Source organism: Bacillus sp. JNUCC-22 (genome assembly GCF_018861275.1).
GTDB classification, from domain to species: Bacteria; Bacillota; Bacilli; order Bacillales; family Bacillaceae; genus Bacillus; species Bacillus velezensis.
Map to the genome: position 1 here is coordinate 2,608,577 of NZ_CP076408.1, position 25,132 is coordinate 2,633,708.

At 48.0% G+C, this 25,132-nt stretch carries 26 protein-coding genes; 4 read left to right on the plus strand and 22 right to left on the minus strand.

The genetic code is table 11. The features are described 5' to 3' along the window. From recJ to JNUCC22_RS12595, 5 genes are all read right to left on the minus strand, one after another. Nucleotides 1-2,361, minus strand: coding sequence for a single-stranded-DNA-specific exonuclease RecJ (gene recJ / locus JNUCC22_RS12575; RefSeq protein WP_216061775.1), 2,361 nt, complete (start codon nt 2,359-2,361; stop codon nt 1-3). Between the two features lie 55 nt (nt 2,362-2,416). Further along, nucleotides 2,417-2,743, minus strand: coding sequence for a LapA family protein (locus tag JNUCC22_RS12580; protein WP_015417912.1), 327 nt, complete (start codon nt 2,741-2,743; stop codon nt 2,417-2,419). A 63-nt stretch (nt 2,744-2,806) separates the two neighbouring features. Continuing rightward, nucleotides 2,807-3,304 (minus strand): cation:proton antiporter regulatory subunit, encoded by a 498-nt coding sequence (locus tag JNUCC22_RS12585; protein WP_044801628.1) that lies wholly within the window; start codon nt 3,302-3,304, stop codon nt 2,807-2,809. A gap of 131 nt (nt 3,305-3,435) precedes the next feature. Then, nucleotides 3,436-5,655 (minus strand): protein translocase subunit SecDF, encoded by a 2,220-nt coding sequence (gene secDF / locus JNUCC22_RS12590; protein ID WP_007612838.1) that lies wholly within the window; start codon nt 5,653-5,655, stop codon nt 3,436-3,438. A 36-nt stretch (nt 5,656-5,691) separates the two neighbouring features. Next, nucleotides 5,692-5,988, minus strand: a complete 297-nt coding sequence (locus tag JNUCC22_RS12595; protein ID WP_072589408.1) for a post-transcriptional regulator — start codon at nt 5,986-5,988, stop codon at nt 5,692-5,694. 115 nt (nt 5,989-6,103) lie between these two features. On the opposite strand from JNUCC22_RS12595, the gene spoVB reads away from it, so the two are divergent. After that, nucleotides 6,104-7,660, plus strand: coding sequence for a stage V sporulation protein B (spoVB, locus tag JNUCC22_RS12600; protein WP_007612840.1), 1,557 nt, complete (start codon nt 6,104-6,106; stop codon nt 7,658-7,660). Nucleotides 7,661-7,667: 7 nt separating this feature from the next. Here the strand turns inward: spoVB and JNUCC22_RS12605 are convergent, their stop codons facing one another. Next, nucleotides 7,668-8,324 carry a DUF421 domain-containing protein gene (locus tag JNUCC22_RS12605; RefSeq protein WP_003152699.1) on the minus strand — a complete coding sequence of 219 codons (657 nt, stop codon included), beginning with the start codon at nt 8,322-8,324 and terminating at the stop codon, nt 7,668-7,670. 166 nt (nt 8,325-8,490) lie between these two features. Here JNUCC22_RS12605 and JNUCC22_RS12610 point away from each other — a divergent pair, with 166 nt between their 5' ends. Further along, entirely contained in the window at nt 8,491-8,877 is a 387-nt protein-coding gene (locus JNUCC22_RS12610; RefSeq protein ID WP_015240296.1) for a TIGR04086 family membrane protein, read from the plus strand. A gap of 51 nt (nt 8,878-8,928) precedes the next feature. Here the strand turns inward: JNUCC22_RS12610 and yajC are convergent, their stop codons facing one another. The 12 genes from yajC to nadB form a co-directional block, all read right to left on the minus strand. Next, a complete protein-coding gene (gene yajC / locus JNUCC22_RS12615) occupies nt 8,929-9,189 on the minus strand; it encodes a preprotein translocase subunit YajC (protein ID WP_003152695.1) in 261 nt (86 codons plus the stop codon). A gap of 30 nt (nt 9,190-9,219) precedes the next feature. Beyond that, nucleotides 9,220-10,365, minus strand: a complete 1,146-nt coding sequence (gene tgt, locus JNUCC22_RS12620) for a tRNA guanosine(34) transglycosylase Tgt (protein WP_007408186.1) — start codon at nt 10,363-10,365, stop codon at nt 9,220-9,222. A gap of 27 nt (nt 10,366-10,392) precedes the next feature. Then, nucleotides 10,393-11,421 carry a tRNA preQ1(34) S-adenosylmethionine ribosyltransferase-isomerase QueA gene (gene queA / locus JNUCC22_RS12625; protein WP_003152692.1) on the minus strand — a complete coding sequence of 343 codons (1,029 nt, stop codon included), beginning with the start codon at nt 11,419-11,421 and terminating at the stop codon, nt 10,393-10,395. Nucleotides 11,422-11,446: 25 nt separating this feature from the next. Further along, nucleotides 11,447-11,647, minus strand: coding sequence for a DUF2905 domain-containing protein (locus JNUCC22_RS12630; protein ID WP_003152687.1), 201 nt, complete (start codon nt 11,645-11,647; stop codon nt 11,447-11,449). Next, nucleotides 11,640-12,644, minus strand: a complete 1,005-nt coding sequence (gene ruvB / locus JNUCC22_RS12635; protein ID WP_007408185.1) for a Holliday junction branch migration DNA helicase RuvB — start codon at nt 12,642-12,644, stop codon at nt 11,640-11,642. The genes JNUCC22_RS12630 and ruvB overlap by 8 nt, the downstream gene beginning before the upstream one ends. 10 nt (nt 12,645-12,654) lie before the next feature. Continuing rightward, entirely contained in the window at nt 12,655-13,260 is a 606-nt protein-coding gene (gene ruvA / locus JNUCC22_RS12640) for a Holliday junction branch migration protein RuvA (RefSeq protein ID WP_003152683.1), read from the minus strand. A gap of 134 nt (nt 13,261-13,394) precedes the next feature. Further along, entirely contained in the window at nt 13,395-13,904 is a 510-nt protein-coding gene (locus JNUCC22_RS12645) for an intercompartmental signaling factor BofC (protein WP_025285052.1), read from the minus strand. Nucleotides 13,905-14,289: 385 nt separating this feature from the next. Next, nucleotides 14,290-14,883: a YhcN/YlaJ family sporulation lipoprotein gene (locus tag JNUCC22_RS12655; protein ID WP_020954253.1), complete on the minus strand. Its 594-nt coding sequence runs from the start codon at nt 14,881-14,883 to the stop codon at nt 14,290-14,292. Between the two features lie 148 nt (nt 14,884-15,031). Beyond that, nucleotides 15,032-16,222 carry a SafA/ExsA family spore coat assembly protein gene (safA, locus tag JNUCC22_RS12660; protein ID WP_216061776.1) on the minus strand — a complete coding sequence of 397 codons (1,191 nt, stop codon included), beginning with the start codon at nt 16,220-16,222 and terminating at the stop codon, nt 15,032-15,034. A 126-nt stretch (nt 16,223-16,348) separates the two neighbouring features. Beyond that, entirely contained in the window at nt 16,349-17,452 is a 1,104-nt protein-coding gene (gene nadA / locus JNUCC22_RS12665; RefSeq protein ID WP_129003639.1) for a quinolinate synthase NadA, read from the minus strand. 1 nt (nt 17,453) lies between these two features. Continuing rightward, entirely contained in the window at nt 17,454-18,302 is an 849-nt protein-coding gene (gene nadC / locus JNUCC22_RS12670; RefSeq protein ID WP_020956145.1) for a carboxylating nicotinate-nucleotide diphosphorylase, read from the minus strand. Further along, nucleotides 18,284-19,849, minus strand: a complete 1,566-nt coding sequence (nadB, locus tag JNUCC22_RS12675; protein ID WP_047935990.1) for an L-aspartate oxidase — start codon at nt 19,847-19,849, stop codon at nt 18,284-18,286. The genes nadC and nadB overlap by 19 nt, the downstream gene beginning before the upstream one ends. A gap of 105 nt (nt 19,850-19,954) precedes the next feature. Between nadB and JNUCC22_RS12680 the strand changes: the two genes are divergently transcribed. Both JNUCC22_RS12680 and JNUCC22_RS12685 read left to right on the plus strand, forming a co-directional pair. Next, nucleotides 19,955-21,106, plus strand: coding sequence for an IscS subfamily cysteine desulfurase (locus tag JNUCC22_RS12680; RefSeq protein ID WP_047935991.1), 1,152 nt, complete (start codon nt 19,955-19,957; stop codon nt 21,104-21,106). Further along, complete coding sequence (locus JNUCC22_RS12685; RefSeq protein WP_012118101.1) at nt 21,103-21,645, plus strand: transcription repressor NadR; 543 nt, start codon at nt 21,103-21,105, stop codon at nt 21,643-21,645. Before JNUCC22_RS12680 ends, JNUCC22_RS12685 begins: the two co-directional genes overlap by 4 nt. 25 nt (nt 21,646-21,670) lie before the next feature. Here the strand turns inward: JNUCC22_RS12685 and pheA are convergent, their stop codons facing one another. The 4 genes from pheA to JNUCC22_RS12705 are packed head-to-tail and all read right to left on the minus strand — an operon-like array spanning nt 21,671 to nt 24,935. Beyond that, entirely contained in the window at nt 21,671-22,528 is an 858-nt protein-coding gene (pheA, locus tag JNUCC22_RS12690; RefSeq protein ID WP_003152668.1) for a prephenate dehydratase, read from the minus strand. A 13-nt stretch (nt 22,529-22,541) separates the two neighbouring features. Further along, entirely contained in the window at nt 22,542-22,985 is a 444-nt protein-coding gene (gene thrR / locus JNUCC22_RS12695) for a transcriptional regulator ThrR (RefSeq protein WP_007408173.1), read from the minus strand. Nucleotides 22,986-23,038: 53 nt separating this feature from the next. Beyond that, nucleotides 23,039-24,325: a GTPase ObgE gene (gene obgE / locus JNUCC22_RS12700; RefSeq protein WP_007408172.1), complete on the minus strand. Its 1,287-nt coding sequence runs from the start codon at nt 24,323-24,325 to the stop codon at nt 23,039-23,041. 31 nt (nt 24,326-24,356) lie between these two features. Further along, nucleotides 24,357-24,935, minus strand: coding sequence for a sporulation initiation phosphotransferase B (locus JNUCC22_RS12705; RefSeq protein ID WP_003152664.1), 579 nt, complete (start codon nt 24,933-24,935; stop codon nt 24,357-24,359). Nucleotides 24,936-25,132: the final 197 nt, after the last annotated feature.

A 25,132-nucleotide genomic window follows, 5' to 3' on the forward strand; every position in this document is an offset into this window, starting at 1 on the left:
CTATGTCCTCCTCGTACTTTCATAAGCTTCTGAACCTTGGTTCATCAGCTTATTCAGCCATTCCTTCAGCTCATGGGCTGCGGAATAATTGAGCTTCTGGTCTAATTCCATCAGCTGCTGTTTTACCTGATAGGTTTGCGAATCTGCCAAGTCGCGTTTTTTCGCGCCGCTCACGACAGACAGCACACCATCTTCTATTTTAACAAAACCGAGATCAAAAAACACCTTTGTCATGAAATTGATTGTGTCAATTGACCATCCTCTGTGTCTCGCAAGCTCTGAACCATGCTTGCCAAAGTCAAAAGCGCCCCTTTTCAAGAGAAATGCGTAAAACCACTTGAAATCATTCCGCGATGGAAATGAGGACAGGAAATGTTCTTCATGATTGATAAAAACAAAATAAATCCGTTCCGGCTTCTTTCCGTCAAGCAAATGCTGCAGGCGATCCGCTGACGGCGGCACATCCAGAAAAACGGCATATTTTCCGTCAAGCTGGAGAGCTTCCGCCTCGGATTCCGAAGTGATCCCGGCAAGCTCGCCCGACAGCTCTTTTTCACGGAGCTTCTGAGCGGTTTTTTCGTTAAAGCTGATGAGCACCCGTTTTTCCTTCGGCAGCGCGGTGACCGTGTCTTCCCACGTCCGCTTGCCCCTGATATCAAAAAGCTGCCATTCCGGCACCGCAACATCTTTAATCATCAGCTGGGGCTTCTTTCTGTTGTTCCATTCATTAATGGACATCTCGCCGACAATGGAAATCGTTGATCCGGGGACAACTCCGGCTTCAAGCTCTCCTTTGTTAAAGCCGACGCAGTCAAGGACGGCAGAATCACTTTTCACCGTCATTTTCACGTGGTTTTTATTCGCTCCGATCAGGCGCACATCATCAAGCACGGCATTTTTCACCATCACATGCGGTTTAGGGTTAAGCATGCCGAACGGCGACAGCATATTTAATTCTGTAATGCTTTCAACGGTTATGTCTTCAACGCCGCAGACAAGATCAACCTCCTGAACGGGAATAAAATCCTCTTCCGTAAGGGTTTCTTCAGCCATTTGATTAAGCCTGTCCCTTAATTCCGCCACATCTTCAGCCTTCAACGTCATTCCTGCCGCCATCGGATGCCCGCCGAAATGAGGAAGAATGTCTCTGCACTGTGAAAGGCTCGTAAACAGGTTGAAGCCTCTGATGCTTCGCGCCGACCCTTTAGCGATTCCCTGCTCCTCATCTATCCCAAGCACAACAGCGGGCCGGTAAAAACGTTCAGCCAGCTTCGATGCGACAATACCGACGACTCCCGGATTCCAGCCGGCTTTTGCCACTACAATGGCAGACGGGTTTCCGCCTTGCTGCTGAACCATTTCAACAGCCTCTTCGGTCATGGTTTTCACCATTTTCTGCCGCTCTTTATTCAGCCGGTCAATATCCGAAGCCAGTTCCTCCGCTTCAAACTGATCTTCGGTCATCAGCAGGTGGACGGCGGGATCGGCCTGTTCTATTCTTCCGACGGCATTGAGCCTCGGCGCGACCTGAAATCCGATCGTTTCCTCATCAGCTTGTCCGATATCTCCGCCGGAAAGCTTAATCAGGGCTTTGAGGCCCGGCCGATTTGTCGTCCTAAGCCTTTCGATTCCGAGTGACGCAATTAATCTGTTTTCATCATGAAGAGGCACCAGATCTGCAACCGTACCGATTGCCGCCAAGTCCAGCATAGCTTCCGGCAAAGAACCCGTAAGCGCATGGGCAAGCTTAAACGCCACACCGACGCCGGCCAATTCTTTAAACGGATAGCCGCAGCCCGGCTGCTTCGGGTGGATGATCGCAAATACGTCAGGAAGCTCGGGTCCCGGCTCATGGTGGTCGGTAATAATGACGTCTAAGCCCAGCTCTTTTGCAACTTCAGCTTCATGGACGGCGGCGATTCCCGTATCCACTGTAATGATCAGCGAAAATCCCCGCTCTTTTATGGAGCGGAAAGCTTGTTCATTCGGGCCGTAGCCTTCTGTGAAACGGTCGGGAATATAAAAGTCAACGTCCGCCGACAGCTGTCTGAGTGCCGTCAGCATCACCGATGTGCTTGTAACGCCGTCTGCATCGTAATCTCCGTAAATCATAATCGGTTCCCCTTGAGAAACCGCCAGTTTTATCCGATCAACTGCTTCCCGCATTCCCTTTAATTCATACGGGTCATAAAAGTCTGCATCCTTTGTATGTAAAAACAGCCTTGCGCTTTCGGCAGTATCAAAACCTCTTTTTACAAGCAGTGATGCCACAAGAGGTGTTATGTCCAATTGTTCTGTGAGTGATTTGACTTTTTCCTGATCCGGCTGCTGGATTTCCCAGCGCATTTTTGACGCTAACATAAATTCACCCCTCAACCACCCTATTATACTAGAGCGGACTGAGGGGTTTCAAATGTTATTCTGATCCTTTTTTCTCTTCAAGCATTTCTTCCGGCGGCGCGGCTGTTTTTTGGCCGTCCGATTCAGTCGTCAATTCAGCCTCGGATCTGTTTTCTTTCCGCAGCATTTTAATTTCGCGCTTCAGTTTCATCACTTGAAAGATACCGGCCGAAAACACGATCAGCGCTCCCATTAACACAGAGCCTAAAATGACTAAAATCAGCGGCCATTCAGCGGTTCCGAACAGATAATCAACCTCAACCGCCCGCACGTTAATGACAGCAAAGATGGCGACAATCAAAGTAAATAGTAAAGCGAATATAATAGTCCATTGTTTATTCATGCGTCTGCCCCCAATTGTTCATTCTTATCTTTTCCCCCATTTCCCCGGGAGTAAACCCCGGTCTCAGGAAATCCGGGCCGTTAATTGCTCGCGGACCAGCTTTTTCAGTCCGCTTCTTTCTCCCGATATAACGAGGGTGTCCCCTGCTTCAATTACGGTATCAATGCCGGGGCTCAGCTGTTTTTGCCGGTTTTTCTTTACGATCGCAATAATCTGGACGTTGTAATGTTTCTTGATCTCCAAATCTCCGATTGTACGGCTGACAGCCGGTGCATGAGATTCGGCTTTAAACCACTCAATGACGAGGTCATCAAGCGCAACTTCCACAGATTCCAGCGCTTTCGGCTTATACGTCATCCCGCCTAAAATAGCGGAAATCTGCCTCGCCTCTTCGTCGTTAAATTCAACGGATGCCAAGCATTCGTCATGATCATTCTCATCGAAGTAATAGAGCTCTTTTCTGCCGTCATCATGAAGAATAATACTGATTTTATCGTGATTTTTCGTAATGACTTCTACTTTCTGGCCGATGCCCGGAAGCTCCGACTCACGAACGTTCATAAGAACCCTCCTACATGTTTTTACAATGATGATTGATTATGTAAGCGTATGTCATTATAGCAAATGCAGGTTTTAAGTTCAATGCGGCCTGAAAAAACAGGCTGCCTTCTGCAAGACAGCCTGTTCCCATTTTACTCTTCGATTGATTTTTTCCCTTTAAATTCTTTGCCTTTCCATACAAGCCACAGCTGCGCGGCGATGTAAAGAGAGGAATAAACGCCCGTCAATAAACCGACCAATAAAGCGACGGAGAAGTTTGTAATTGACGATGAGCCCAAAATGAGCAGCACGACGACAACAATCACAACGGTCAAGACCGTATTGATCGAACGTGTAAAAGTTTGCTGCAAGCTCAGATTCACGATATGTTCCAGATCGGCAAATGACTTCGGCTTACGTTTTTTCATCTGCTCACGTATCCGGTCAAATGTAACGATCGTATCATTTATCGAGTAACCGATTATGGTGAGAATAGCGGCGATAAAGGTGACATCGACCTCCAGCCTGGTAATGCTGAAAAACGCGACGATAAAGAAAGCGTCATACAGCAGTGATACAATCGCGGCGACAGCCATTCTGTACTCGAAACGGATTGACACGTAAATAATAATGCCGATTGATGCAATGGCGACGGCATATAAGGCATTACGGGCCAGTTCTTTTCCGACTGTCGGCGATACCGTGCTGACGTTCGGTTCAGATCCGTATTTGTCCTTAAAGTACGTTTTGATTTCAGCGATTTTTTCTTTAGATGGCTCTCCGACAAACCGGGCCGCGGCAACATGGTTCTCTTTACCAGAAAGCACGATGTTTTCCGGTTCCATGCCGAGAGAGTCAAAGTCTTTTTCAACCTGCTGCGCCGTCAATGCATGATTGCTCTGCACGTCAATCCGCGCACCGCTTGCAAAATCGATTCCCAGGTTGAGCTTAAAGACCAGTAAGATGATAATTCCCGCAACGGTTACAGCGCTTGAGAAAATAAAGAAATATTTTCGCTTGCTCGTGAAATCCCATTTTTGGAATGCCGTATGCGGTTCAGTATTTTCATCCGTTTTTTGAATGTCCATAATATGTTTTTTCTTGACGCCGAACCAGCCTTTTTTCCGGTCAAGCCATCTGCTTTCCACGAGAAGGGAGAGCAGGAATCTTGAAAGGAAGACAGCTGTAATAAAGCTTGTCAGAATTGACAGAATCAGCATCGTCGCAAACCCTTTTACAGAGCTTGTCCCGAAAATAAAGAGCACGACCGCTGCGATGATCGTTGTGATGTTCGCATCGAAAATCGTCGCGAATGACCGTCTGTTCCCTGAACGGAAAGCTGAGCGGACGGATTTGCCGAGTTTCAGTTCTTCTTTTATCCGTTCATAGGTGATGATGTTGGCGTCAACCGCCATCCCGACACCCAAAATGAGCGCCGCAATACCCGGAAGCGTCAGCACCGCCTGCATCCAGTCAAACACTTGAAGCGTAATATACACGTATACAGAAAGCGTAATTACCGCTATGAGTCCAGGCAGTCTGTAATAAAGCAGCATAAATAAGAAAACAATTGCAATACCGATGATGCCGGCCTCTACCGTATCATGCAAAGCCTGCTGTCCGAATTGCGCCCCTACTGAAGTAGAGTATTTTTCGGTCAGCTTCACAGGCAGCGCGCCCGCGTTTAAAATATTGGCCAAGTCCTTCGCTTTTTGAACGGTGAATTGACCTTCAATCGTGACATCCTTCGTGTTTAATTCCTGGCTCACATTCGGAGCGGATACATATTTCGGATGTTTTTTGCCGACTTCTTTTTTAAATGAATCACCTTTTTGGTAATCAAGCCAGATCACAAGCTGATTATTAGGAGCCATTTTCTTGACTTTTTTCGTCACTTCTCCGAACTTATCCGCATCCTTCAGCTTAACGCTGACAATCGGTTCGTTCGTCGTCGGATCAAAGGTTTGCTTCGCGCCGTTTTCCACGAGATCAGAGCCGTTTAAAAGCTCTTTATCATTCGTATCCCTGAAGGAGAGCTGCGCTTCCGTTGACAGAATTTCGCGCGCCCTGTTCTGATTCGTGACGCCCGCCAGCTGTACGCGGATGCGGTTATTTCCTTCAATCTGAATGTTCGGCTCGCTTACGCCGAGAACGTTAGCCCGGCGGTTCAGCGCCTGCACCGTGCTGACGAGCACGTCTTTTGTGATTTTATCGCCTTTTTTGACGGGCTGCACATCGTACAGAACTTCAAACCCGCCGCGCAAATCCAATCCTAACGTAATATTATTGGCAGCCGGTTTTGTAAAATACCCCAGCCCTGTGCCGATTAATAATACGATCAGGAAAAACGCAATCAAGCGTCCTTTTTTCATTATGTATTTCCTCCTTAAACCTATGCCGTCAAATCATTATCTCAGCAGTTCATCTAAAGCTTCCTGACCCTCATCGCTTTCCAGCCAATTAGACGACTTAAAAGCTTCGACGGTTGCATAGTTCATAAAATCGCCAATTTTAACTGATAAAATATTGCCGGCCAATTCATACAGCGGCAGTTCCTTTTTCTGTTTCCACTTTTTATGTGTTAAGTATGACCATAAACTCTCGTGCTCAACATCATCGTATCCGAGGATTTTGAACTCTTCAAGTTTACTGTACAAGAAAGGCCGCAAATGATCTTTGTACATTTCGGCGGGATGTTTCTCCACTGGGCGCTCGCTCCTTTTTCCATTTTTCTCGAAGACTTGTCATGCTCGGACGACATCGGCGCATATCTTTATTGTATATGATTCCAGGTAGTTTGAGAAGGCAGGGGTTTATAAAATGGCAAAACAGACTTTTTTAAGGGGCACTCTTATTCTCATCGCAGCCGGGATGGTTACGAGAATGCTCGGCTTTGTCAACCGGGTGGTTATCGCCCGGTTTATCGGTGAAGAAGGGGTCGGTTTATACATGATGGCTGCCCCGACATTTTTCTTGGCCACCACTTTGACTCAATTCGGCCTCCCCGTTGCCATCAGCAAACTTGTCGCTGAAGCAAGCGCGCGGGGGGACCGGCAGAAAATGAAACACATTTTAGTGATGTCGCTTACCGTCACCGGGATATTAAGTCTCATCTTCACGCCGCTGTTTTTATGCTTTGCGCCGATTATGTCCGAAACGATGCTGACGGATCAGCGCACGGTTTACCCGCTTCTGGCGATTACGCCCGTCGTGCCGATTATCGCGATCTCCAGCGTGCTGCGCGGTTACTTTCAGGGCAGGCAGAATATGAACCCGCTGGCGTTTTCCCAAGTGCTTGAGCAGATCGTGCGGATTTCACTTGTCGCGGTCTGCACGACGGTGTTTCTGCCGTACGGGATTGAATATGCCGCAGCCGGAGCTATGATTTCGTCTGTCATCGGGGAGCTTGCCTCTCTTATTTATTTATTCATTTGTTTTAAAGCAAATAAAACAATCAGAATCAGAAAACAATTTTTCAAGTCGATCGCAAATGGAAAAGAAACCTTCCGCCAGCTGATGAGCGTGTCGCTCCCGACAACCGGAAGCCGCTTCATCGGAAATTTATCTTGGTTTTTTGAACCTATTGTCGTCGCGCAGAGCCTTGCGATTGCAGGAGTGGCCACCGCTGCCGCCACCAGCCAGTACGGGGAGCTGACCGGATTTGCCATGACGGTCTTGACGCTGCCCAGCTTTATAACCTATTCTCTGTCAACGGCGCTTGTTCCTGCGATCAGTGAAGGAATGGAGCAAAAAAAGCTGCAAGTTGTCGAATACCGTCTGGAACAGGCGATGCGGCTGTGTCTTTTAAGCGGAGGCATTTCGGTGGTTATTTTATTCTCTTTCGCTGATGAACTGATGTCCGTCATGTACGGATCAACTAATGCGGCGGTATTTGTTAAAGTGATGGCGCCGTTTTTTCTGCTTTACTATTTTCAGGGGCCCCTTCAGGCGGTGCTGCAGGCTCTCAATTTAGCCGGGGCCGCCATGATGAACAGTTTTATCGGCGCCGCTGTCAAAACTGGTCTAATTTTTGTTTTGGCGACCAGGCCTTCCTTGGGCATCATGGGCGCCGCACTTGCGATTGTAACGGGGATGGTCCTTGTCACCCTGCTGCATGCGGCCACCGTAAGCAAGGTGCTTCCGATCAGCATTAAAATAAAAGAATACGCGCTCTGTTTTGCCGTCATATTCATTTGCGGCTATGTCAGCCGCATCATCAAACACGCCGTTCATTTTTCAGGGTCAGAGGCTGTTAATCTCACAGGCTGGATTGCAATGACCGCGATTTTGTACATTGCGCTTCTTCTGTTATTCAGGCTGATTAAAAGGGAAGAGCTGATCCGGATTCCGGTCATCGGCAAGTTCGTGACGCGGTGAAACCGATTCATGGCTCCCCTTTTTCATCTTTAAGATCAATAAAAAAAGCGCCGTCCGTAAACGTGCAGAATGATATAACCGAAAGATCGCGATATCCTCTTTTTGCTAAATTTTTTTCGAGCCAGTGTTTATCTTTCCCGATTCTGTCCAGATGCTCGTTCTGAATGACCCCGTCAACGATAAGCGATGTTTCCATCTGCTTATCCTTATTGTTTTTCTTTTTGACGATCGACAGTTTGCCTGAAGACTCCAAAATGGCATATGACACGTCAGAGATTCTATCGATGTTATTCTCCCTCAGCTGCATAAGAAGATCGTCAAAATTGTAGCGCTGCGATCTCATCGCCCGTTCATCAATTTTTCCCTGTTTTATAATAATGGTGGGTTTTCCGTCAAGCAGCTGCCGTATTTTTTGGCTTTTGAGCGAAATAAAAGCAAGGCTTACTTGAATAATCATTAAAACGACAATCGGCACAATCGTATGCAAAAGCTTATCTTTTACATTTTCAATTGCCAATACGGCAATCTCGGCAATCATAATGGAGACGACAAGGTCTAAAATGCTCAGTTCTCCGATTTCCCGTTTTCCCATCAGTCTGAAAATCACAAGAATGATAAAATAAAGCACAATCGTACGAAACGTAATAATGAAAATATCTTCCATATCGCACCTCCAACGGTCATAGCATTTGCCATCGGCTCTGAATTATGTAAGAAACGGGCTGAACATCATGCATTTACGTCTAATTCGAACATTCAGAGAATACATTTAGAAAAAGACGGGCTCCGGCTTGTCATATATCAGGCCGCAGGGCGGAGAGGAGATAAAAATGGAAGAAACGAAACAAGTGGGAAGAGGCGTCTTGTACGGCTTAGTGGCTATCTTTGCGGTGATGCTTCTTACGAGTTTGGCGATTTCGCTTTTACTGACAGTTACCTCAATGGAAGAATCATCTTTCAGCTGGATGATCACCGCGCTTTCTTTTCTTTCTTTATTTGCAGGAGGTTTTATATCGGGCGGCAAAGCGAAGGAAAAAGGCTGGATGATCGGAGCGTTAACCGCCATCTGTTTTTCATTAATCATCTTGCTGTTTCAATATTTAGGGTTCGGAAAAACGTTTACATCCGGTCAGCTTTTGTTTCATCTCGGCTTTTTGGGAGTCAGTATGCTGGGCGGCATTTTCGGAGTGAATTTGAAAGGAAGCAGATCAGCGTAATAAAAAAAGAGCGGATTCTCCGCTCTTTTTTTGTATGTATGAGCTTCGCTGTTATTCAGCGGAAGCTTCTCTGATTGCGCGGCGGTCAAATGTTAAACGGGTGTTATCACCTGTTTTAATGACGACCTTGCTTTCATCAATTGAATCAACAGTGCCGTGCAATCCTCCGATTGTCACCACTGAATCCCCTTTTTTCAGCTCTTCCTGCATCTGGCGTACGGCCTTCTGCTGCTTTTGCTGCGGACGGATGAGCAGGAAATAAAGCACTGCAAACATTAAAATAATAGGAACGATTGTACCTAAAGTACCCATCTGTTTCCCTCCCTTCAAGAATGGTTTTATTTAGAAGCTTTTCGCATTTGGCTTATTATAGCCGTAACGCTCAAAGAACTCTTCTCGGAAATCACCAAGACGATCCTCCCGGATGGCTTGTCTGACCTGCTCCATTAAGTGTAACAGAAAATGAAGGTTATGGTAAGTTGTTAATCGAATTCCAAACGTTTCATTACAGCGGATCAAATGTCTGATGTAAGCGCGGGAGTAATTTTTGCATGTATGGCAGCTGCACTCTTCATCAATCGGACGGAAATCACGCTCATATTTGGCGTTTTTCATATTCAGACGCCCTTCATTCGTAAACACCGTGCCGTTTCGGGCAATCCGGGTCGGCAGTACGCAGTCAAACATATCCACGCCGCGGATGGCGCCGTCAATTAAGGCATCCGGTGAACCCACACCCATTAAATATCTCGGCTTGTCCTTCGGTAAAAGCGGAGTTGTAAACTCAAGCACTCGGTTCATGACGTGCTTCGGCTCGCCGACAGATAATCCGCCTATGGCATAACCCGGAAAATCAAGCGAAACCAAGTCTTTTGCACTTTGTGTCCGCAGATCTTCGTATTCTCCGCCCTGTACGATTCCGAACAGCCCCTGCTCATCTGAGCGCCCGTGCGCCTCCAGGCAGCGTTCCGCCCAGCGGCTGGTCCGTTCCACAGAGCGTTTCATGTAATCATACTCTGCCGGATACGGCGGACACTCATCAAACGCCATCATGATATCAGAGCCGAGGGCGTTTTGAATTTCCATCGCTTTTTCCGGAGATAAAAACAGCTTGTCTCCGTTTAAGTGATTGCGGAAATGAACGCCTTCTTCTTCTATATTACGAAACTTGCTCAATGAAAAGACCTGAAAACCGCCGGAATCCGTTAAAATCGCGCGGTCCCAGTTCATAAACTTATGAAGCCCGCCCGCTTCTTTTACAATGTCGTGTCCCGGGCGGAGCCATAAATGGTACGTATTGCTTAAAATAATGCCCGCATCCATAGATTTCAGCTCGTCCGGAGACATCGTCTTTACCGTAGCAAGCGTGCCGACCGGCATAAATACAGGCGTCTCAAAGGAGCCGTGGGGCGTATGGACTCTGCCCAGGCGCGCTCCCGTTTGTTTGCATTCCTTTATAAATTCATAACGTATCGGTTGTTCAGCCACTTTGTATGAGGCCTCCTGTCATTCAAATTAGATAATCAGCATGGCGTCGCCAAAGCTGAAGAAACGATATTCCTCTTCTACCGCATGACGGTAGGCGGAAAGAACATGCTCTCTGCCGGCAAGCGCAGAAACGAGCATGATAAGGGAAGATTTCGGCAGATGAAAATTGGTGATCATGCCGTCAATCGCCTTAAATTCATATCCCGGATAAATGAAGATGGACGTCCAGCCGCTTGAAGCTGTAAATACGCCGTCATGCTCGCCGGCAATGGTTTCCAGGGTGCGCGTTGATGTCGTCCCGACCGACACAATGCGCCCTCCCGCCTTTCTGACCTCGTTTAAAGAGGCGGCGGTTTCTTCCGTCATTTCATAAAATTCCGCGTGCATGTTATGCTCTTCCACATCATCCGCACTGACCGGGCGGAATGTGCCGAGTCCCACATGAAGTGTGATAAATTCAATCCGCACACCTTTTTGCTTCAGCTCGTCCAGAATCTCTTCCGTAAAATGAAGTCCGGCCGTCGGAGCTGCGGCAGATCCGATTTCTTTTGAAAAGACGGTCTGATACCGTTCTTTATCATCAAGCTGCTCTTTAATATAAGGAGGCAGCGGCATTTCACCGAGTGATTCAAGCACTTCGTAAAAAATCCCGTCATACCGGAATTCTATTTTTCTGCCTCCGTGATCAAGCTCCTCCGTGCAGACCGCTGTCAGCCGGCCGTCGCCAAATGTCAGGACCGTTCCTTTTTTTACGCGTTTCGCCGGCTTTACGAGCGTTTCCCATGTATCATTTTCTTCCTGTTTTAATAACAGAAGCTCCACTTTCGCTCCCGTATCTTCTTTTGTGCCGAATAATCTTGCAGGCAGCACACGGGTATTGTTCAAGACGAGGCAATCCCCTTCATTAAAAAAGCTTACAATCTCTTTAAATGAACTGTCCGTCAGCCCGCCCGTCTGTTTGTCGAGCACCATCAGCCGCGATGCGTCACGCTCTTTAAGCGGCACTTGGGCAATGAGGCGTTCAGGCAGTTCAAAATCAAATAAATCGACTTTCATCATTTCACCTTAATTCTGTCTATTGTTATTTCATTCTGCCGAAAAAATTAAGCAGAATGGATAGTATCACACTGATCACAATACAAGTGACAACGGGGAAGAAAAATGTAACATTTCCCTTCTTAACGAAAATATCTCCGGGCAGCCTTCCGACAAAGTGCCAGACTGCGCCGGCAATAAGCAAAACGGCACCGAGAACCATGAGAACCTTCGGAAAGTCAGTCACGGGCGGGCGCCTCCAATCGAAAATGTTCATACACAGCCGGCGTCACGACCCGTCCCCTCGGCGTCCTCTGAAGAAATCCGATCTGCAGCAGATACGGTTCGTACACATCCTCTATTGTATGCGGTTCTTCGCCGATTGTCGCGGAAATCGTATCAAGGCCGACGGGACCGCCGCTGAATTTTTCGATCATGCCCATCAGCAGCTTATGGTCGATATGGTCAAGGCCGAGCGCATCGACTTGAAGACGTTCGAGCGCGTCGTGAGCGATTTCTTCCGTGATGCGGCTGTCGCCGAGCACCTGGGCAAAATCTCTCACCCTTCTGAGCAGACGGTTTGCAACCCGCGGCGTTCCCCTTGACCGTCTGGCGATTTCCAGAGCCGGGGCTTTTTCGATATCCACTTCAAAAACGTCAGCCGTTCTTGACACGATATCTGTCAGCTCTTCCTGCGTATAGTATTCAAGGCGCGACAGCACCCCGAACCGGTCTCTGAGCGGTGCGGTCAATAATCCGACCCTTGTCGTCGCTCCTACAAGCGTAAAAGGGGGAAGGTCGAGACGGACGGAGCGGGCGGACGGGCCTTTTCCAATGACAATATCAAGGCAGAAATCCTCCATCGCCGGGTACAGCACTTCCTCAATTGAGCGGTTCAGCCTGTGAATTTCGTCTATAAACAGCACATCCCCTGGTTCGAGCGCCGTCAAAATGGCTGCCAAATCCCCCGGTCTTTCGATGGCGGGACCTGACGTCGTCCGCATCTCCACACCCATCTCATTGGCCACGATAGACGCAAGCGTTGTTTTCCCGAGACCCGGAGGCCCGTATAAAAGAACGTGGTCCAGCGTTTCCTGCCTCATTTTCGCCGCATCGATAAACACGCGCAGATTTTCTTTCACCTTCTTTTGGCCGATATACTGGGCGAGATTCTGCGGCCTGAGGCTTTGCTCGATTATTGATTCATGGCTGTCTGCTTCACTTGAAACGAGCCGTTCATCCATGAACATCACCTTACTTTAATAATTTTTGCAATGCTTTTTTCACATATTGATCTGTTGAAAGCGCCGTTTCCTCTTTTAAGTGAGGAAGCACTTTTTTAATTTCTTTTTCGGCGTAGCCGAGAACCCGGAGCGCTTCAAGCGCCTCGTCAAGCGCCGTTTCAGCCTCTTGTTTTTCAATGCGCGCTTCATGATTGAACAGGTTGTCAATCATTTCAGGCACGACGTCGGCCAGTTTGCCTTTCAAATCAAGAATAATCTGCCGCGCCGTTTTTTTGCCCACACCCGGAAATTTCACCAAAAAGGCTTCATCTTCCTGTTCGATCGCTTCGATGACGGCTCCGGGATCACCGGATCCGAGGATGGCGAGCGCCCCTTTCGGCCCGATGCCGGTGACGTTCAGCAGCTTTGTGAAAAGCGCTTTTTCTTCCCGGGTTGAAAAACCGTACAAAGAAAAGGCATCTTCTTTTATATGATGATACGTAAAAATGGTCTCTTGATTGCTTACCTTATAAATAAACGGATTCGGAGTGAAGACCTGATAGCCGATTCCGCCGTTTTCAATCACGATGTATTGGGGAGATACATAATCAATCGTCCCCTTCACGAATTCAATCACACCTATTCACCTCTTTGACTGCTTATCATTGTAACACAAAAACAGCCAAAGTCTTATAGAAAAGTTAACGTATGTTCGCTTTGACACCTTCCATTCAGAAAAAAAAGACATGTGTCACATGTCTTGCGTCATAGTCAGCCGCTGTAAGTCTTAATATGATCGATCACGCTCTCAAACTCCGCTTTTGTCCTGTACGGTATGCCGTGTTCCAAGTGCTTTTGCAATCGGCTTTCCAGTCTTTCTATATCAATCTGGAAGAAAGATTGAATCGGCTCGGCCAGCGATCCGGGACGGCCGTGAAAAGTGGAGATGACGCCCCCGTCCGTGACGCCGATATAACCGTTAACCTTACTGAGCGGAGAAATGTCATCAACATGCTTACGGAAAAGGACGAAGCCTTTTTTCTGCTCAACGAGCGTCCAGCCGGCATATGCGGCCCAAAAATCCTCCATCGCCAAAACGGTTTCATCCGTATGTTCGATGCCGACATCACCGTCTAGATAGACCTTTTCCAGCTGGACGTGCACCCGAAGCGGCCCGTAATGCTCAACCTCCGCCCCGTATGCGCCTTTTCCTCCGCAAATCAGGACTGCAGCCGATAAGACAAGCATAAACAATAGACGAGCACCGCAAATTCGTTTCACCAATAACACCTCTTTATTCAATCAAACTCTTGATGCTAGTTTGACCAAAGATGCCGGTGCTTAACCGTTTTCTTTCATTTGTCTGTTTCAGCCGAAAAAAAGCAGCTCTCTAAATGAGGGCTGCTGCGATGATTATGCCCGTCCGGCTGAAATCAGTTTCATTTGTCCGGGCGTCAGTTTGAGCCGGTATCCCCTTACGGTCAGATACACAGTTTTTGCTCCGCGGCTTTTGTCATGCTCCGTTTTTTTCATCCCGGCCCCTCCGTTACGTTTTATTACTTTTATGTTAACACCGCAATATAAAGAGCGTTTTAAGAATATGTAAAGAAATGATGAAGCTTTATCCATAAAAATACTGCCGGATGAAATCATCCGGCAGTCCCGTTTAACGGCTGTTTCTGTTCATGTCTTGCAGCTTTGTAAAAGTAGCGTTGTCGGTAAACACTTGAATTGTACGGCCGTCCGCGAATTTTTTGGCCGCATGTTTGACATGTTTATCATCATTTTTCGTAAAAGGATGATTTGTTCTGACGGCAATGACGACTCTCGTGTCAGTCACGATGACCTGACTATCCTGTACGCCGTTTACTTTTTTCACGCGGTTTGCAACTTTTGCCGCCAACCTGATGTTTTCGGCGTTGTCATACCCATTATAAGACATTGCTGCCGGCGGCGTATTGACATTTCGGCCGTTATATGTGCCGTCCGTCGTTAACGGAACCCCGTCATTAGGCGCGTACTGGTCGGACACGTTTGTCGTATTATGACGGCCGTTTCGGTTTTCCATCATTTCAGAAACGGGTCCTTGATGGTCCATTCCGTACTGGCCTCTGCCGTTACCATTATCATTCGAATAATATCCGACCGGACGTGTTGACTGGTTGTAGCGTCCGTCATTCATGGCATTATTTGCTCCGCATGCCGTTAAGCTTGCCGTCACGGCTAAAACGCCCGCGATCGTCATCAGTTTTTTACCCAATGGAAAAACCCCCCGTGGATTCATCGCTGTTTTGAGCGTTTTCCGCTCATGTTTAGGATGTGCGGCGGGCGGCGGGTTTAAGCTTGTCAGTTATGTCCATTCCTCAGTTGGACATAAAAAAAGGAACGACATACATCGTCCCGAAACATTAATCTTCTTCTTCCTCCGGCCGTCCGAATACTTGATTTGGACTCGGCTGATTCGGCGCGGCACTAGGATTTGCTCCGCCGTAAGGCATAAAATATCCGGCGTTTGCACCCATATTCGGATACGGCTGCACAGGCATATTTGCGTGATGGTGATGTGAACCGTGGTGATGGTGGTGGTGATGATGTGAATCATGGCAGCCGCAATCATCATCCTTATATTTTCCATCATGATGAGGCGCGTTTGCGTAATGTGACGAATATCCGCCGTAATACGGCATTTGACCGTACGGAGCACCGCCGAAACCAGATGCAGAACCATCATAATGCTCTGCATTTTCATGGGCCTGGTTTTCATATTCACCGTAACCCGCTTGCGGCCCAAATCCCGGATGATGGAATCCGTACGGTAACGGCATCGGCATTACCGGAAAGCCTCCAAAACCTCCTCCAAAACCGCCGAAACCTCCGCCTACCGGGAAGCACGGATGGCATAGTCCCGAACCCGGCAGCATCGGTGTCACCGGAACCGGACAAGGACAAGGCATGCACGGCATCGGGTAATGCATAAAAGACGGTTCAACGGCCGGCATATTCGGATACGGGACATTCGGAATGTTTGGCATGTTCGGCAGATGATAAGCGGCGTTTTCTTCTTCCATCTTTCCGGCTTCAGGCGCCTTTGGCATATTCGGGTAATTCGCGTTTTCCATGTTGATCATTTCCTCCTGTTGTGGAATGTTATTGTCATGCTCTTTTTCTTTCGGCTCGACAAAATGTGTCACCGGTTCCTCCGGCTTAGGAGGCGACCACGGCTGAAACAGCTGATTGGACGGGTAATATTGGTTCATATCAGCTTCCGGCAGCACATTTTCATGCTTTTCAGGGATTGGCGGCACATACGGAATTGACGGCTTTGGTTCTTCCGGTATGGTGTCTTCAATGTCCACAACTGCTTTCGGTTTTTCTTTGGCATATGGATGCTCATGCTTATGCGCAGACGTTCCGAAGCCGGCCTTAGGTTCTTTTCTGACCGGAACGGCTTCTGAAGGCACCTTTATCTTCATTCCAGGCATAATTAAGTCTGGATTGCTAAGCTGATGATTCAGTTTTTTTAACTCTTCAAGATCAACTCCGTATTTTTCAGCTATTTTCCAGAGCGAATCGCCTTTTTGAACGATATGAATTTTCAACGTTTTCCCCTCCTATGCACAAAACGTGAACGGTACATTTGTCATTACAATACGTTTCTTCACACTATATGCCGATGGACTGGGCATGATGATAAAAAATTTGGGAAGGAGGGGAAATTTTTATGATTACGTATGACTCAGCATTCTGTTCAAAGCACGAAGCGCTTCTGTCCGAACCGCTTCCGGAACTTTAATGACACCCTTCGGCTCGCCTTTTTCAAGCTGCTCAAGCGACCACAATAAATGCGGCAGGTCGATTCTGTTCATAGTCAGACACGGACACATATCGGGATTCAATGATTCAATCTGTTTATCCGGATGCGAGTGAATGAGGCGCTGAACAAGATTCATTTCCGTGCCGATCGCCCATTTGCTTCCCGGTTCAGCCTGTTCGATCGTATCAATAATGTATTTGGTAGACCCGCTGTCGTCACTGAGCGAGACCACTTCCCGCGAACATTCCGGATGAACGATAATGCGGATGCCGGAATCCCGCTGCCGCAGCTGAGAAATATTTTCCTCTGTAAACTTTTCGTGTACGGAGCAATGCCCTTTCCAAAGGATAACCTTAATGTTTTCCGGATGGTCAGTAAGCAATCGGTTCTGCACCGGGTCCCATACAGCCATTTCTGTCAGCGGAATGCCAAGGTCATAGGCCGTATTTCTGCCTAAATGCTGATCCGGCAAAAATAAAATTCTCTCTTTTTGTTTAAAAGCCCATTTCAGCACACTCCGGGCATTCGAAGAGGTGACGGTCGCTCCTCCGTGCCGTCCGACGAATGCTTTAATTTCCGCCGTCGAGTTAACATATGTTAACGGAATGATGGTGTTACCGTACAGTTCTTGAAGCTCTTGCCATGCTTTGTCCGTCTGCTGAATATCTGCCATATCAGCCATCGAGCATCCGGCGCGCATGTCGGGCAAAATGACGGTTTGGTTATCATCAGTCAGCATATCAGCGGTTTCCGCCATAAAATGCACGCCGCAAAACACAATATATTCCGCCTCTTTATTTTTTTCTGCCACTTGAGCAAGCTGCAGAGAGTCACCTGCCGTATCGGCGAATTGTATTACTTCGTCTTTTTGATAGTGATGCCCCGGAATGAACAGGCGCTTTCCGAAAGCCCGTTTAATGGCGGCGACCCGCTTTTCCATTTCTCCTGTGCTCATGTCTTTATAATGGCTCGGCATCATTTCGGCTGATGCAGTTAGCACGTCAAAAATAGACATCTTAAAAATCCCCCTGTTCCGCAGCCTCAACATCCATGCTGATGTCGGCGCTTTTTACTGAATGAGTCAGAAATCCGAGTGAAATATATTGGACCCCCGTTCCTTTATAAGCGGGCAACGTGTCGAGCGTTATGCCTCCGGATGCTTCCGTTTTGATATGGCCCGGTGTCATACCTGCAAAACGCCGGACGGACTCAGGCGGACAGTTGTCAAACATAATAACGTCTGCACCCGCTTCTATTGCCTCGAGCAGCTGCTGTTCGGATTCGATTTCGACTTCCACCGCAAGCATCTGCCCCGCCGTTTTTCTTGCCCGCTCCATTGCCGCCCTTATCGATCCGCAGGCGGCAATATGATTATCTTTTATCATGATGCCGTCATATAAGCCGAAGCGATGATTAAAGCCGCCTCCGACCCGAACGGCGTATTTTTCCAGCATTCTGAGCCCGGGTGTTGTTTTTCTCGTATCACAAAGCTTAATGGACGGATCATCAAGACGCCTTTTGGCCTCATCCGTCATTGTCGCAATGCCTGACATTCTTTGTATGAGATTCAGAATGACCCGCTCCCCCGTAAGAAGAGCCGCCGCCTGGCCTTCTATTTCAGCGAGCACGTCTCCTTTTTTCATCCGTTCTCCGTCTTTTTTCAGGGAGCGGATGCGGATATCATCGTGTAAAAGCTTCCATCCTTCACGGATAACGGCTTCTCCGGCAAACACGCCGTCTGTTTTTGCGATGATTCGCGCTTTACATTGCTGATCAGAAAAAATCGCTTGTGACGTCGCATCACCCGTTCCGATATCTTCCTGAAAAAAATGAGTCAGCATTTGTTTTAGCTGCAGAATGTCCATAGTTCCCCAATCCTTTCGTTTTTTCTGATAGCTGTTCCAGATGTTGAATGAATGATTTGTTTTCCGTGCCACTCTTTCTCCGTCCCGGGAAAATCAGCGCGAAAATGAGCGCCCCTGCTTTCTTCCCGAATAAGGGCTGAGGTCACAACAAGTTGCGCAGTCTTCCATAAGCAGGATAGCTCGGCTTGTTCCATTGTGATATCCTTCACATTTATATGACGCACAGATACGTTGTTAAGCCAGGATGCCAGCGCCTGCAGGTTTTCTTTTTCCCTGACAATGCCCGCTCCGGTTGTCATTTTGGCTTGGAGCACATGAAGCGTTGTGTCCGGCACTTCTAAGATGACGTCAGATTTCTTCGGGGTTTTTTTATATCTTCCGTTTAACGGTGTTTGAGTGATATGTTCAGCACATCGTTTCCCGCTTGCCAGCGCTTCCAGCAGTGAGTTGCTCGCAAGGCGGTTCGCCCCGTGCAATCCAGTGCAGGCGGTCTCGCCTATGGCGTACAAATCAGGCACGGACGTTTTCCCCCATGTATCGGCTTTTACTCCGCCCATTAAAAAATGCATTCCGGGTGCTACGGGAATCCCGCTTTCAAGATCAACACCGGCTGTTTGACAAATTTCTGTTATGGTCGGAAAACGTTTCTTAAAATCGGCTATTCGGCTGCAATTTATAAAAACAGGATTTTCTTTCATCATTTCTTCATAAATCGCCCGTGAAACCACATCCCGGGGCGCCAAATCTTCAAGCGCGTGTCTGCCAGCCATGATCCTGCGCCCGAAGCGATCCGCTAAATATCCGCCTTCTCCCCTCACTGCTTCAGAAATCAGGCCGTACACAGTCTCGTTTTTCACAAGGAGGGTCGGGTGGAACTGGGTGAACTCCATATCCGTGATCTCAGCTCCCGCGCGGAAGGCAAGAGTGATGCCGTCTCCCGTTATGGCGGAATCATTTGTGTGATATTGGTACAGACTGCCGCAGCCGCCTGATGCAAGCACTACACAATCCGCTCTTCTGTAAGAAACAGCGCCTGAAGCATCCTTTGCGGCAACGCCTGCGCATCGTCCGTGTTCAATCAGCAGATCAACAACCGTCTCGTGTTCAATGATCCGTATGCCGTCCCTCAGCTGCTGAACCAGAAACTCAACCAACATCCGTCCGGTCGCATCTCCCCCGGCGTGCAGAATTCTCCTTTTGGAATGAGCGCCTTCCCTGCCGAGACAAAACGTTCCGTCCGACTTCGTATCAAAAGGGAAATGGCCTTCTATCAGCCTGTTTATCATGCTTTGTCCGCTTTTCAGCAAATGCCGCACGGCTGTCACGTCATTGTGTCCGCATCCCGCATACAGTGTATCGTTCACATGGGATTCTATAGAGTCATCTTTTGCATATGAAACAGCAATCCCGCCTTGAGCATAATGCGAATTGCTGTTCGTTACGTTTCTCTTTGTGATGACGGTCACTTGGTATGACGGAGGAAATGAGGAAGCACAGGCAAGGGCCGCCGTCCCCGAACCAATGACGATAATTGTTTTTTCAGACATACATCACCCTCCTGTTATGTTTACACCTGTCTTGACACCTATATTTACACAACGATAAAATAAACTCAAGCTTTTTTTAACATAAACGGATAGGAGACGGGCTGTATGATTTATCTTGATTACGCGGCGGGAGCGCCTTTAAGCAAAGAAGCCGCGAAAGTCTTTCAGCATCTCAGCACAGAGGTATACGGCAATGCAAGCAGCCTTCATGACGCCGGAGGAAGAGCGGCGGACGTGCTGGAATATTGCAGACATTCTGCAGGCAAATTGATCGGCGGAGCGGCAGACGGCATTTACTTTACAAGCGGCGGAACGGAAGCGAACATCCTGGCCGTCCAATCATTGCTGCACGGCCTGCCCGATCACAAAAAACATTTTATTACGACCGCAATGGAACACCATTCGATCCATAATGCCGCGGCGTTTTTAGCTGACCGTGGAATTGATGTCACCATCATATATCCCGACGAAAACGGCCTTATAACCGAGGACATACTGGCGGCTCATGTCCGTCCTGACACGGGGCTCGTTTCCATACAGCACGCCAATTCAGAAACCGGCCTCATCCAGCCTGTGAATCGTCTGGCCGCTTTTCTTCACCAGAGAAACATTTTGCTGCATTGCGATTGTGTTCAAAGTTTCGGCAAACTGCCGATTGATGCGGATCAGGCGGGAATCGACGCCCTTTCCATCTCCGGTCATAAAGTATACGGCCCGAAAGGCACCGGGGCTGTTTACATTCGGCCCGGTGTCAGCTGGAACCCGGTTTATCCGCATACCGTGCATGAAAACGGGTTCAGGCCCGGTACGGTGAATGTGCCGGCCATCGGCGCTTTTACCGCTGCTGCGGAGTATGCAGTGAAACATATGGAGGAACACCGTGAGCATGCTGACAGGCTGAGGAATTATTTGTATGACCAAATTCGGCGTCAAGGCCTCCCCATTTCATTTTCAGAGGAAGAAACCGGCGGTGAATGCCTGCCCCACATTGTCGGGTGTTTTTTTCACTCCTTTGAAGGACAATATATTATGTTAGAATGTAATCGTAACGATATTTGCATCTCAACCGGGAGCGCATGTTCCGCCGGCAGCCACGGCCCTTCTTCAGCTATGAAGGCGCTGAGAAAAACCGAACGGGAAGCGCGGCAGTTTTTCCGGATCTCATTCGGAAACGAAACAACATGTGAACAGCTCGATATGCTGATACATACATTTACGGCGCTATGGGAGCAAAAGAAAGGAGAATCAGCAATTTGACAGAAGGAACGAAGCTTACTGGGGAGAAAAGACGCGACATGCTGCTTCATTGGCTGAAAGAAGCCGGCTCGCCATTAACAGGAGGCGAATTGGCCAAAAAAGCAAATGTCTCAAGACAGGTGATCGTGCAGGACATATCGCTTTTGAAAGCAAAAAACGAGCCGATTATCGCGACGAGCCAAGGCTACTTATACATCAGCATGAATGCCGGCGGCGAAAAAAATGCCGAACGGATTGTCGCCTGTCTGCACGGCCCGGAGCGGACGGAAGAAGAGCTTGCACTTATTGTCGATGAAGGCGTCACCATAAAGGACGTCATAATTGAACACCCCGTATACGGCGATTTAACCGCCGCCATAAGAGTCAGTACACGGAAAGAAGTCAAACAATTCATGGATCACATTAACTCGACAAATGCCGCTTACCTTTCACAGCTGACCGGAGGCGTGCACCTCCATACGTTAAGCGCCCCGACAAAAGAGCGGATTGACCAAGCCTGCCAAGCGCTGGACGACGCGGGTATTTTAATAAAAGATTAAAAAAAAGCCCCCTGAAGGGCTTTTTTTATATCGAATAGGATTGATATGTTCCCAGAAGCTTGACCCGGCAGCCGAGGGCTTCCATCTCTTGAACGGCACCGGGAATGAGAACCTGATCCATCGCCTGTTCAATATCAATAATAAAGAAATAGTTGCCGAGACCCGTTTTTGTCGGCCGCGATTCGATCTTTGATAAATTCAGGTTTCTCCATGAAAAAGCGGACAGCACCCTGTGCAGCGCACCTGATTGGTCATCTTGGGGAAGCGTTACCATCATCGTCGTTTTCGGCCGTGAAGACAGTTTCGCATTCACTTCGAATGAGACGTCTTTTTCAGGCGAAAGAATGACAAATCTCGTGTGGTTGTCCTGATAATCCTGAATATCCCGCTTCACGATGCTCAATCCGTATGTAGCGGCGGCCATTTCATTTGCAATCACGCCGATCGGAAGGTCCGAATGCTCACTGACATACTTGGCAGCCGCACCTGTTGACTTCGCATACTCATAAGGAACGGACGAAAAATGCCGGTGAAGAAATTTGTGGCATTGCGCAATCGCATGGGAATGAGAATAAATTTTCTCAAGCTTTTTCCACTCATTTTCTCTTGAAGGGTGAACGAGCAGATGCTGGTGAATCGGCAGCGTCATTTCCCCCACGATCGCAAGAGGCTGCTCATGAATCAAATAGTCAATCGTTAAGTTAACCGAGCCCTCCAGCGCGTTTTCCAAAGGAACAAATGCAAGATCAACTTCTCCCGCAACCGCCGCATCCATGCATGCCGGTATTGTTTGATAAGGTGCTTGTGTCACGCTGTTTTGAAAGCAGGAACTGACTGCTAGATGTGTAAATGTGGCTTCTGGCCCTAAATAACCGACTTTCATGTCTCTTCTCTCCTTACGCGCCTGACCCTAAGATCTCAACTTTTTCTATAAAATCAAATTTTCTCAGTTTATTCATTAACGTATGAATGTTTTCTTCCATTGCGGACGTACTGATTGAGAGCGTGACATTCGCCCTGCCCTGAAGCGGAATCGTCTGGTGAATGGAAAGTACGTTGCTTCCTGAGTCAGCCACCGCCTGCAAAAGCTGGGATAACGCGCCTGACCGATCCTCCAAATGAAAGAAAAGTGTGATTATTTGTTCTTTAACCATCGTGTAAAAAGGGAAAACCGCATCTCGGTATTTGTAAAAAGCGCTTCTGCTTAAATCAACTTTCTGCACGGCATCTGCAACCGATTCAGCCTTTTTTCTGTCGAGCAGCTTTTTGACTTCAAGGGTTTTCCGCATCGCATCAGGCAGAACGTCTTCACGCACTAAATAAAATGTCTCTTCTTTCACCTGCACCCCTCCCTTTTACATCAGAGAGCCTGCAACGCAAGCTCTCCGTTTTTTTAATCAATAAATTCAAATTCAAATTCCAGAAGCCGGATGATATCGCCGTCTTTAGCACCGCGTTCTCTGAGCGCTTCATCAACGCCCATACCGCGCATCTGTCTTGCAAAACGCTTGACGGATTCGTCACGGGAGAAGTCAGTCATTTTAAAGAGGCGTTCCAGGCTGTCACCTGAAAGCACAAACGCGCCGTCCGGATCACGGGTAATGTTAAATGGAATTTCTTCGTCTTCCATCGTGTACATTACGCGGTTTTCCGCCAGTTCTTCTTCATCATACAGCGGGAATTCAGGCGTTGTTTCCAGCTGGTTGGCGACTTCAAACAGAAGATCGCGGAGCCCTTCTCTCGTCACCGCACTGATCGGGAAGACAGGGTGATCATCCTGAAGCTTTTCTTTAAACGCTTTAAGATTTTCAGCCGCTTCGGGCATGTCCATTTTATTCGCAACGATAATTTGCGGACGCTCCGTCAGCCGCAGATTATATTCACTGAGCTCCTGATTAATGGTCACATAATCCTCATACGGATCGCGGCCTTCCATCGCTGACATGTCAATGACGTGAACGATGACACGCGTCCGTTCGATATGGCGGAGAAATTGGTGGCCTAAGCCGACTCCTTCGTGCGCTCCTTCAATCAAACCGGGCAGATCCGCCATGACGAAGCTTCTTCCGTCATCCGTTTCCACCATGCCCAGATTCGGAACAAGCGTTGTAAAATGATAATCGGCGATTTTCGGCTTTGCCGATGAAACGACAGACAGAAGCGTAGATTTTCCGACGCTCGGAAAGCCGACGAGACCTACGTCTGCAAGCACTTTCAGTTCAAGCACGATATAGCGCTCTTTTCCGGGCTCTCCGTGCTCTGACAGCTGCGGTGCCGGGTTGGCCGGTGTCGCAAAGCGGGTATTTCCGCGTCCGCCGCGTCCGCCTTTTGCGATGACGGCGCGCTGCCCGTGCTCAGTCAGATCGGCAATGACCTGTTTTGTATCGTCATCCGTTACGACTGTGCCGGGCGGAACTTTAACAACCATATCGTCCGCATTTCTGCCGTGCTGGTTTTTAGACATGCCGTGCTCGCCGCGTATCGCTTTGAAATGCCGCTGGTACCGGAAGTCCATGAGCGTGCGCAGTCCTTCATCAACCTCAAAAACGACGTCGCCTCCATTACCTCCGTCACCGCCGGCAGGCCCGCCTTTCGGGACATATTTTTCACGGCGGAACGCAACCATTCCGTTACCGCCGTCGCCGCCTTTTACATATACTTTCACCTGATCTACAAACATAATATCCTCCGTTCTAAACCGTAAAAAACCGCTAGTTCATTCCAATTTCGGCCACACATTCATGGCCGGTCAGCTCAAATTGCATGACATCAAAGTCCTCATACCGGGATTTGCGAAATTCATCAAACACATCTGCATTTGCAATCGTTCCATGAAAATCGAGATATACAATAAGCTGTCTGTCAGGGTGATCTGTCTGCAGCGATACGGTCAGATGATTTTCACTTTCATTGCTTACTGCCAGACCGAACAGATGAAACAGTTTTCTCATCAGGTTCGACAGCTTTTGATCATATGCCGATAAATCTTTAATTTCTCCGAGCACTTCGTATTCGAGTCTCATATAACGGGACTTCCAATTAAATGTAAGAAAGTCAAACGCCAAGTGCGGGGTTTTCAGGTTTGAGAGCTTTGATTCGTGCTTTGCATCTATGACCATTTCGTCAATAATTTCAACGACCCTGTCATACTTCTGCAAACTTAAGTTTCCTTTTATCAGCTGCAGCTTATTCATCCAATCATGACGGAAATGGCCCATTAATTGGATCAGCTCATTGATCAGAGCCGCATCGCTTACAGGTTCTTCTTGTTTCTTCGATACATCCTTCATTTTCGCACTCCCAATCGTTTAATTTCTTTTTAGGAGTCTTGATAAGTGTGTACTATGAATTATAACAGAGAAGGCTTTGTTAAAAAAACACTTGTTTTTCCTGGTTCATCATGTTCCTTTTTCGGATCGCATACAATGCGGATGCCAGGCAGAAACATTTTTGGTATCACTGCTTGGGGAACATATCCAGTGGGTAT

Coding starts and splice junctions, on each gene's coding strand:
- ruvB (WP_007408185.1), bottom strand. CDS start 12,644: ATGGATGAACGGCTCGTTTCAAGTGAAGCAGACAGCCATGAATCAATA.
- JNUCC22_RS12680 (WP_047935991.1), top strand. CDS start 19,955: ATGATTTATCTTGATTACGCGGCGGGAGCGCCTTTAAGCAAAGAAGCC.
- recJ (WP_216061775.1), bottom strand. CDS start 2,361: ATGTTAGCGTCAAAAATGCGCTGGGAAATCCAGCAGCCGGATCAGGAA.
- pheA (WP_003152668.1), bottom strand. CDS start 22,528: ATGAAAGTCGGTTATTTAGGGCCAGAAGCCACATTTACACATCTAGCA.
- JNUCC22_RS12605 (WP_003152699.1), bottom strand. CDS start 8,324: ATGGAAGATATTTTCATTATTACGTTTCGTACGATTGTGCTTTATTTT.
- spoVB (WP_007612840.1), top strand. CDS start 6,104: ATGGCAAAACAGACTTTTTTAAGGGGCACTCTTATTCTCATCGCAGCC.
- JNUCC22_RS12705 (WP_003152664.1), bottom strand. CDS start 24,935: ATGAAGGATGTATCGAAGAAACAAGAAGAACCTGTAAGCGATGCGGCT.
- nadC (WP_020956145.1), bottom strand. CDS start 18,302: ATGGACATTCTGCAGCTAAAACAAATGCTGACTCATTTTTTTCAGGAA.
- nadB (WP_047935990.1), bottom strand. CDS start 19,849: ATGTCTGAAAAAACAATTATCGTCATTGGTTCGGGGACGGCGGCCCTT.
- obgE (WP_007408172.1), bottom strand. CDS start 24,325: ATGTTTGTAGATCAGGTGAAAGTATATGTAAAAGGCGGCGACGGCGGT.
- queA (WP_003152692.1), bottom strand. CDS start 11,421: ATGAAAGTCGATTTATTTGATTTTGAACTGCCTGAACGCCTCATTGCC.
- nadA (WP_129003639.1), bottom strand. CDS start 17,452: ATGTCTATTTTTGACGTGCTAACTGCATCAGCCGAAATGATGCCGAGC.
- secDF (WP_007612838.1), bottom strand. CDS start 5,655: ATGAAAAAAGGACGCTTGATTGCGTTTTTCCTGATCGTATTATTAATC.
- JNUCC22_RS12580 (WP_015417912.1), bottom strand. CDS start 2,743: ATGAATAAACAATGGACTATTATATTCGCTTTACTATTTACTTTGATT.
- yajC (WP_003152695.1), bottom strand. CDS start 9,189: ATGGGTACTTTAGGTACAATCGTTCCTATTATTTTAATGTTTGCAGTG.
- JNUCC22_RS12585 (WP_044801628.1), bottom strand. CDS start 3,304: ATGAACGTTCGTGAGTCGGAGCTTCCGGGCATCGGCCAGAAAGTAGAA.
- JNUCC22_RS12610 (WP_015240296.1), top strand. CDS start 8,491: ATGGAAGAAACGAAACAAGTGGGAAGAGGCGTCTTGTACGGCTTAGTG.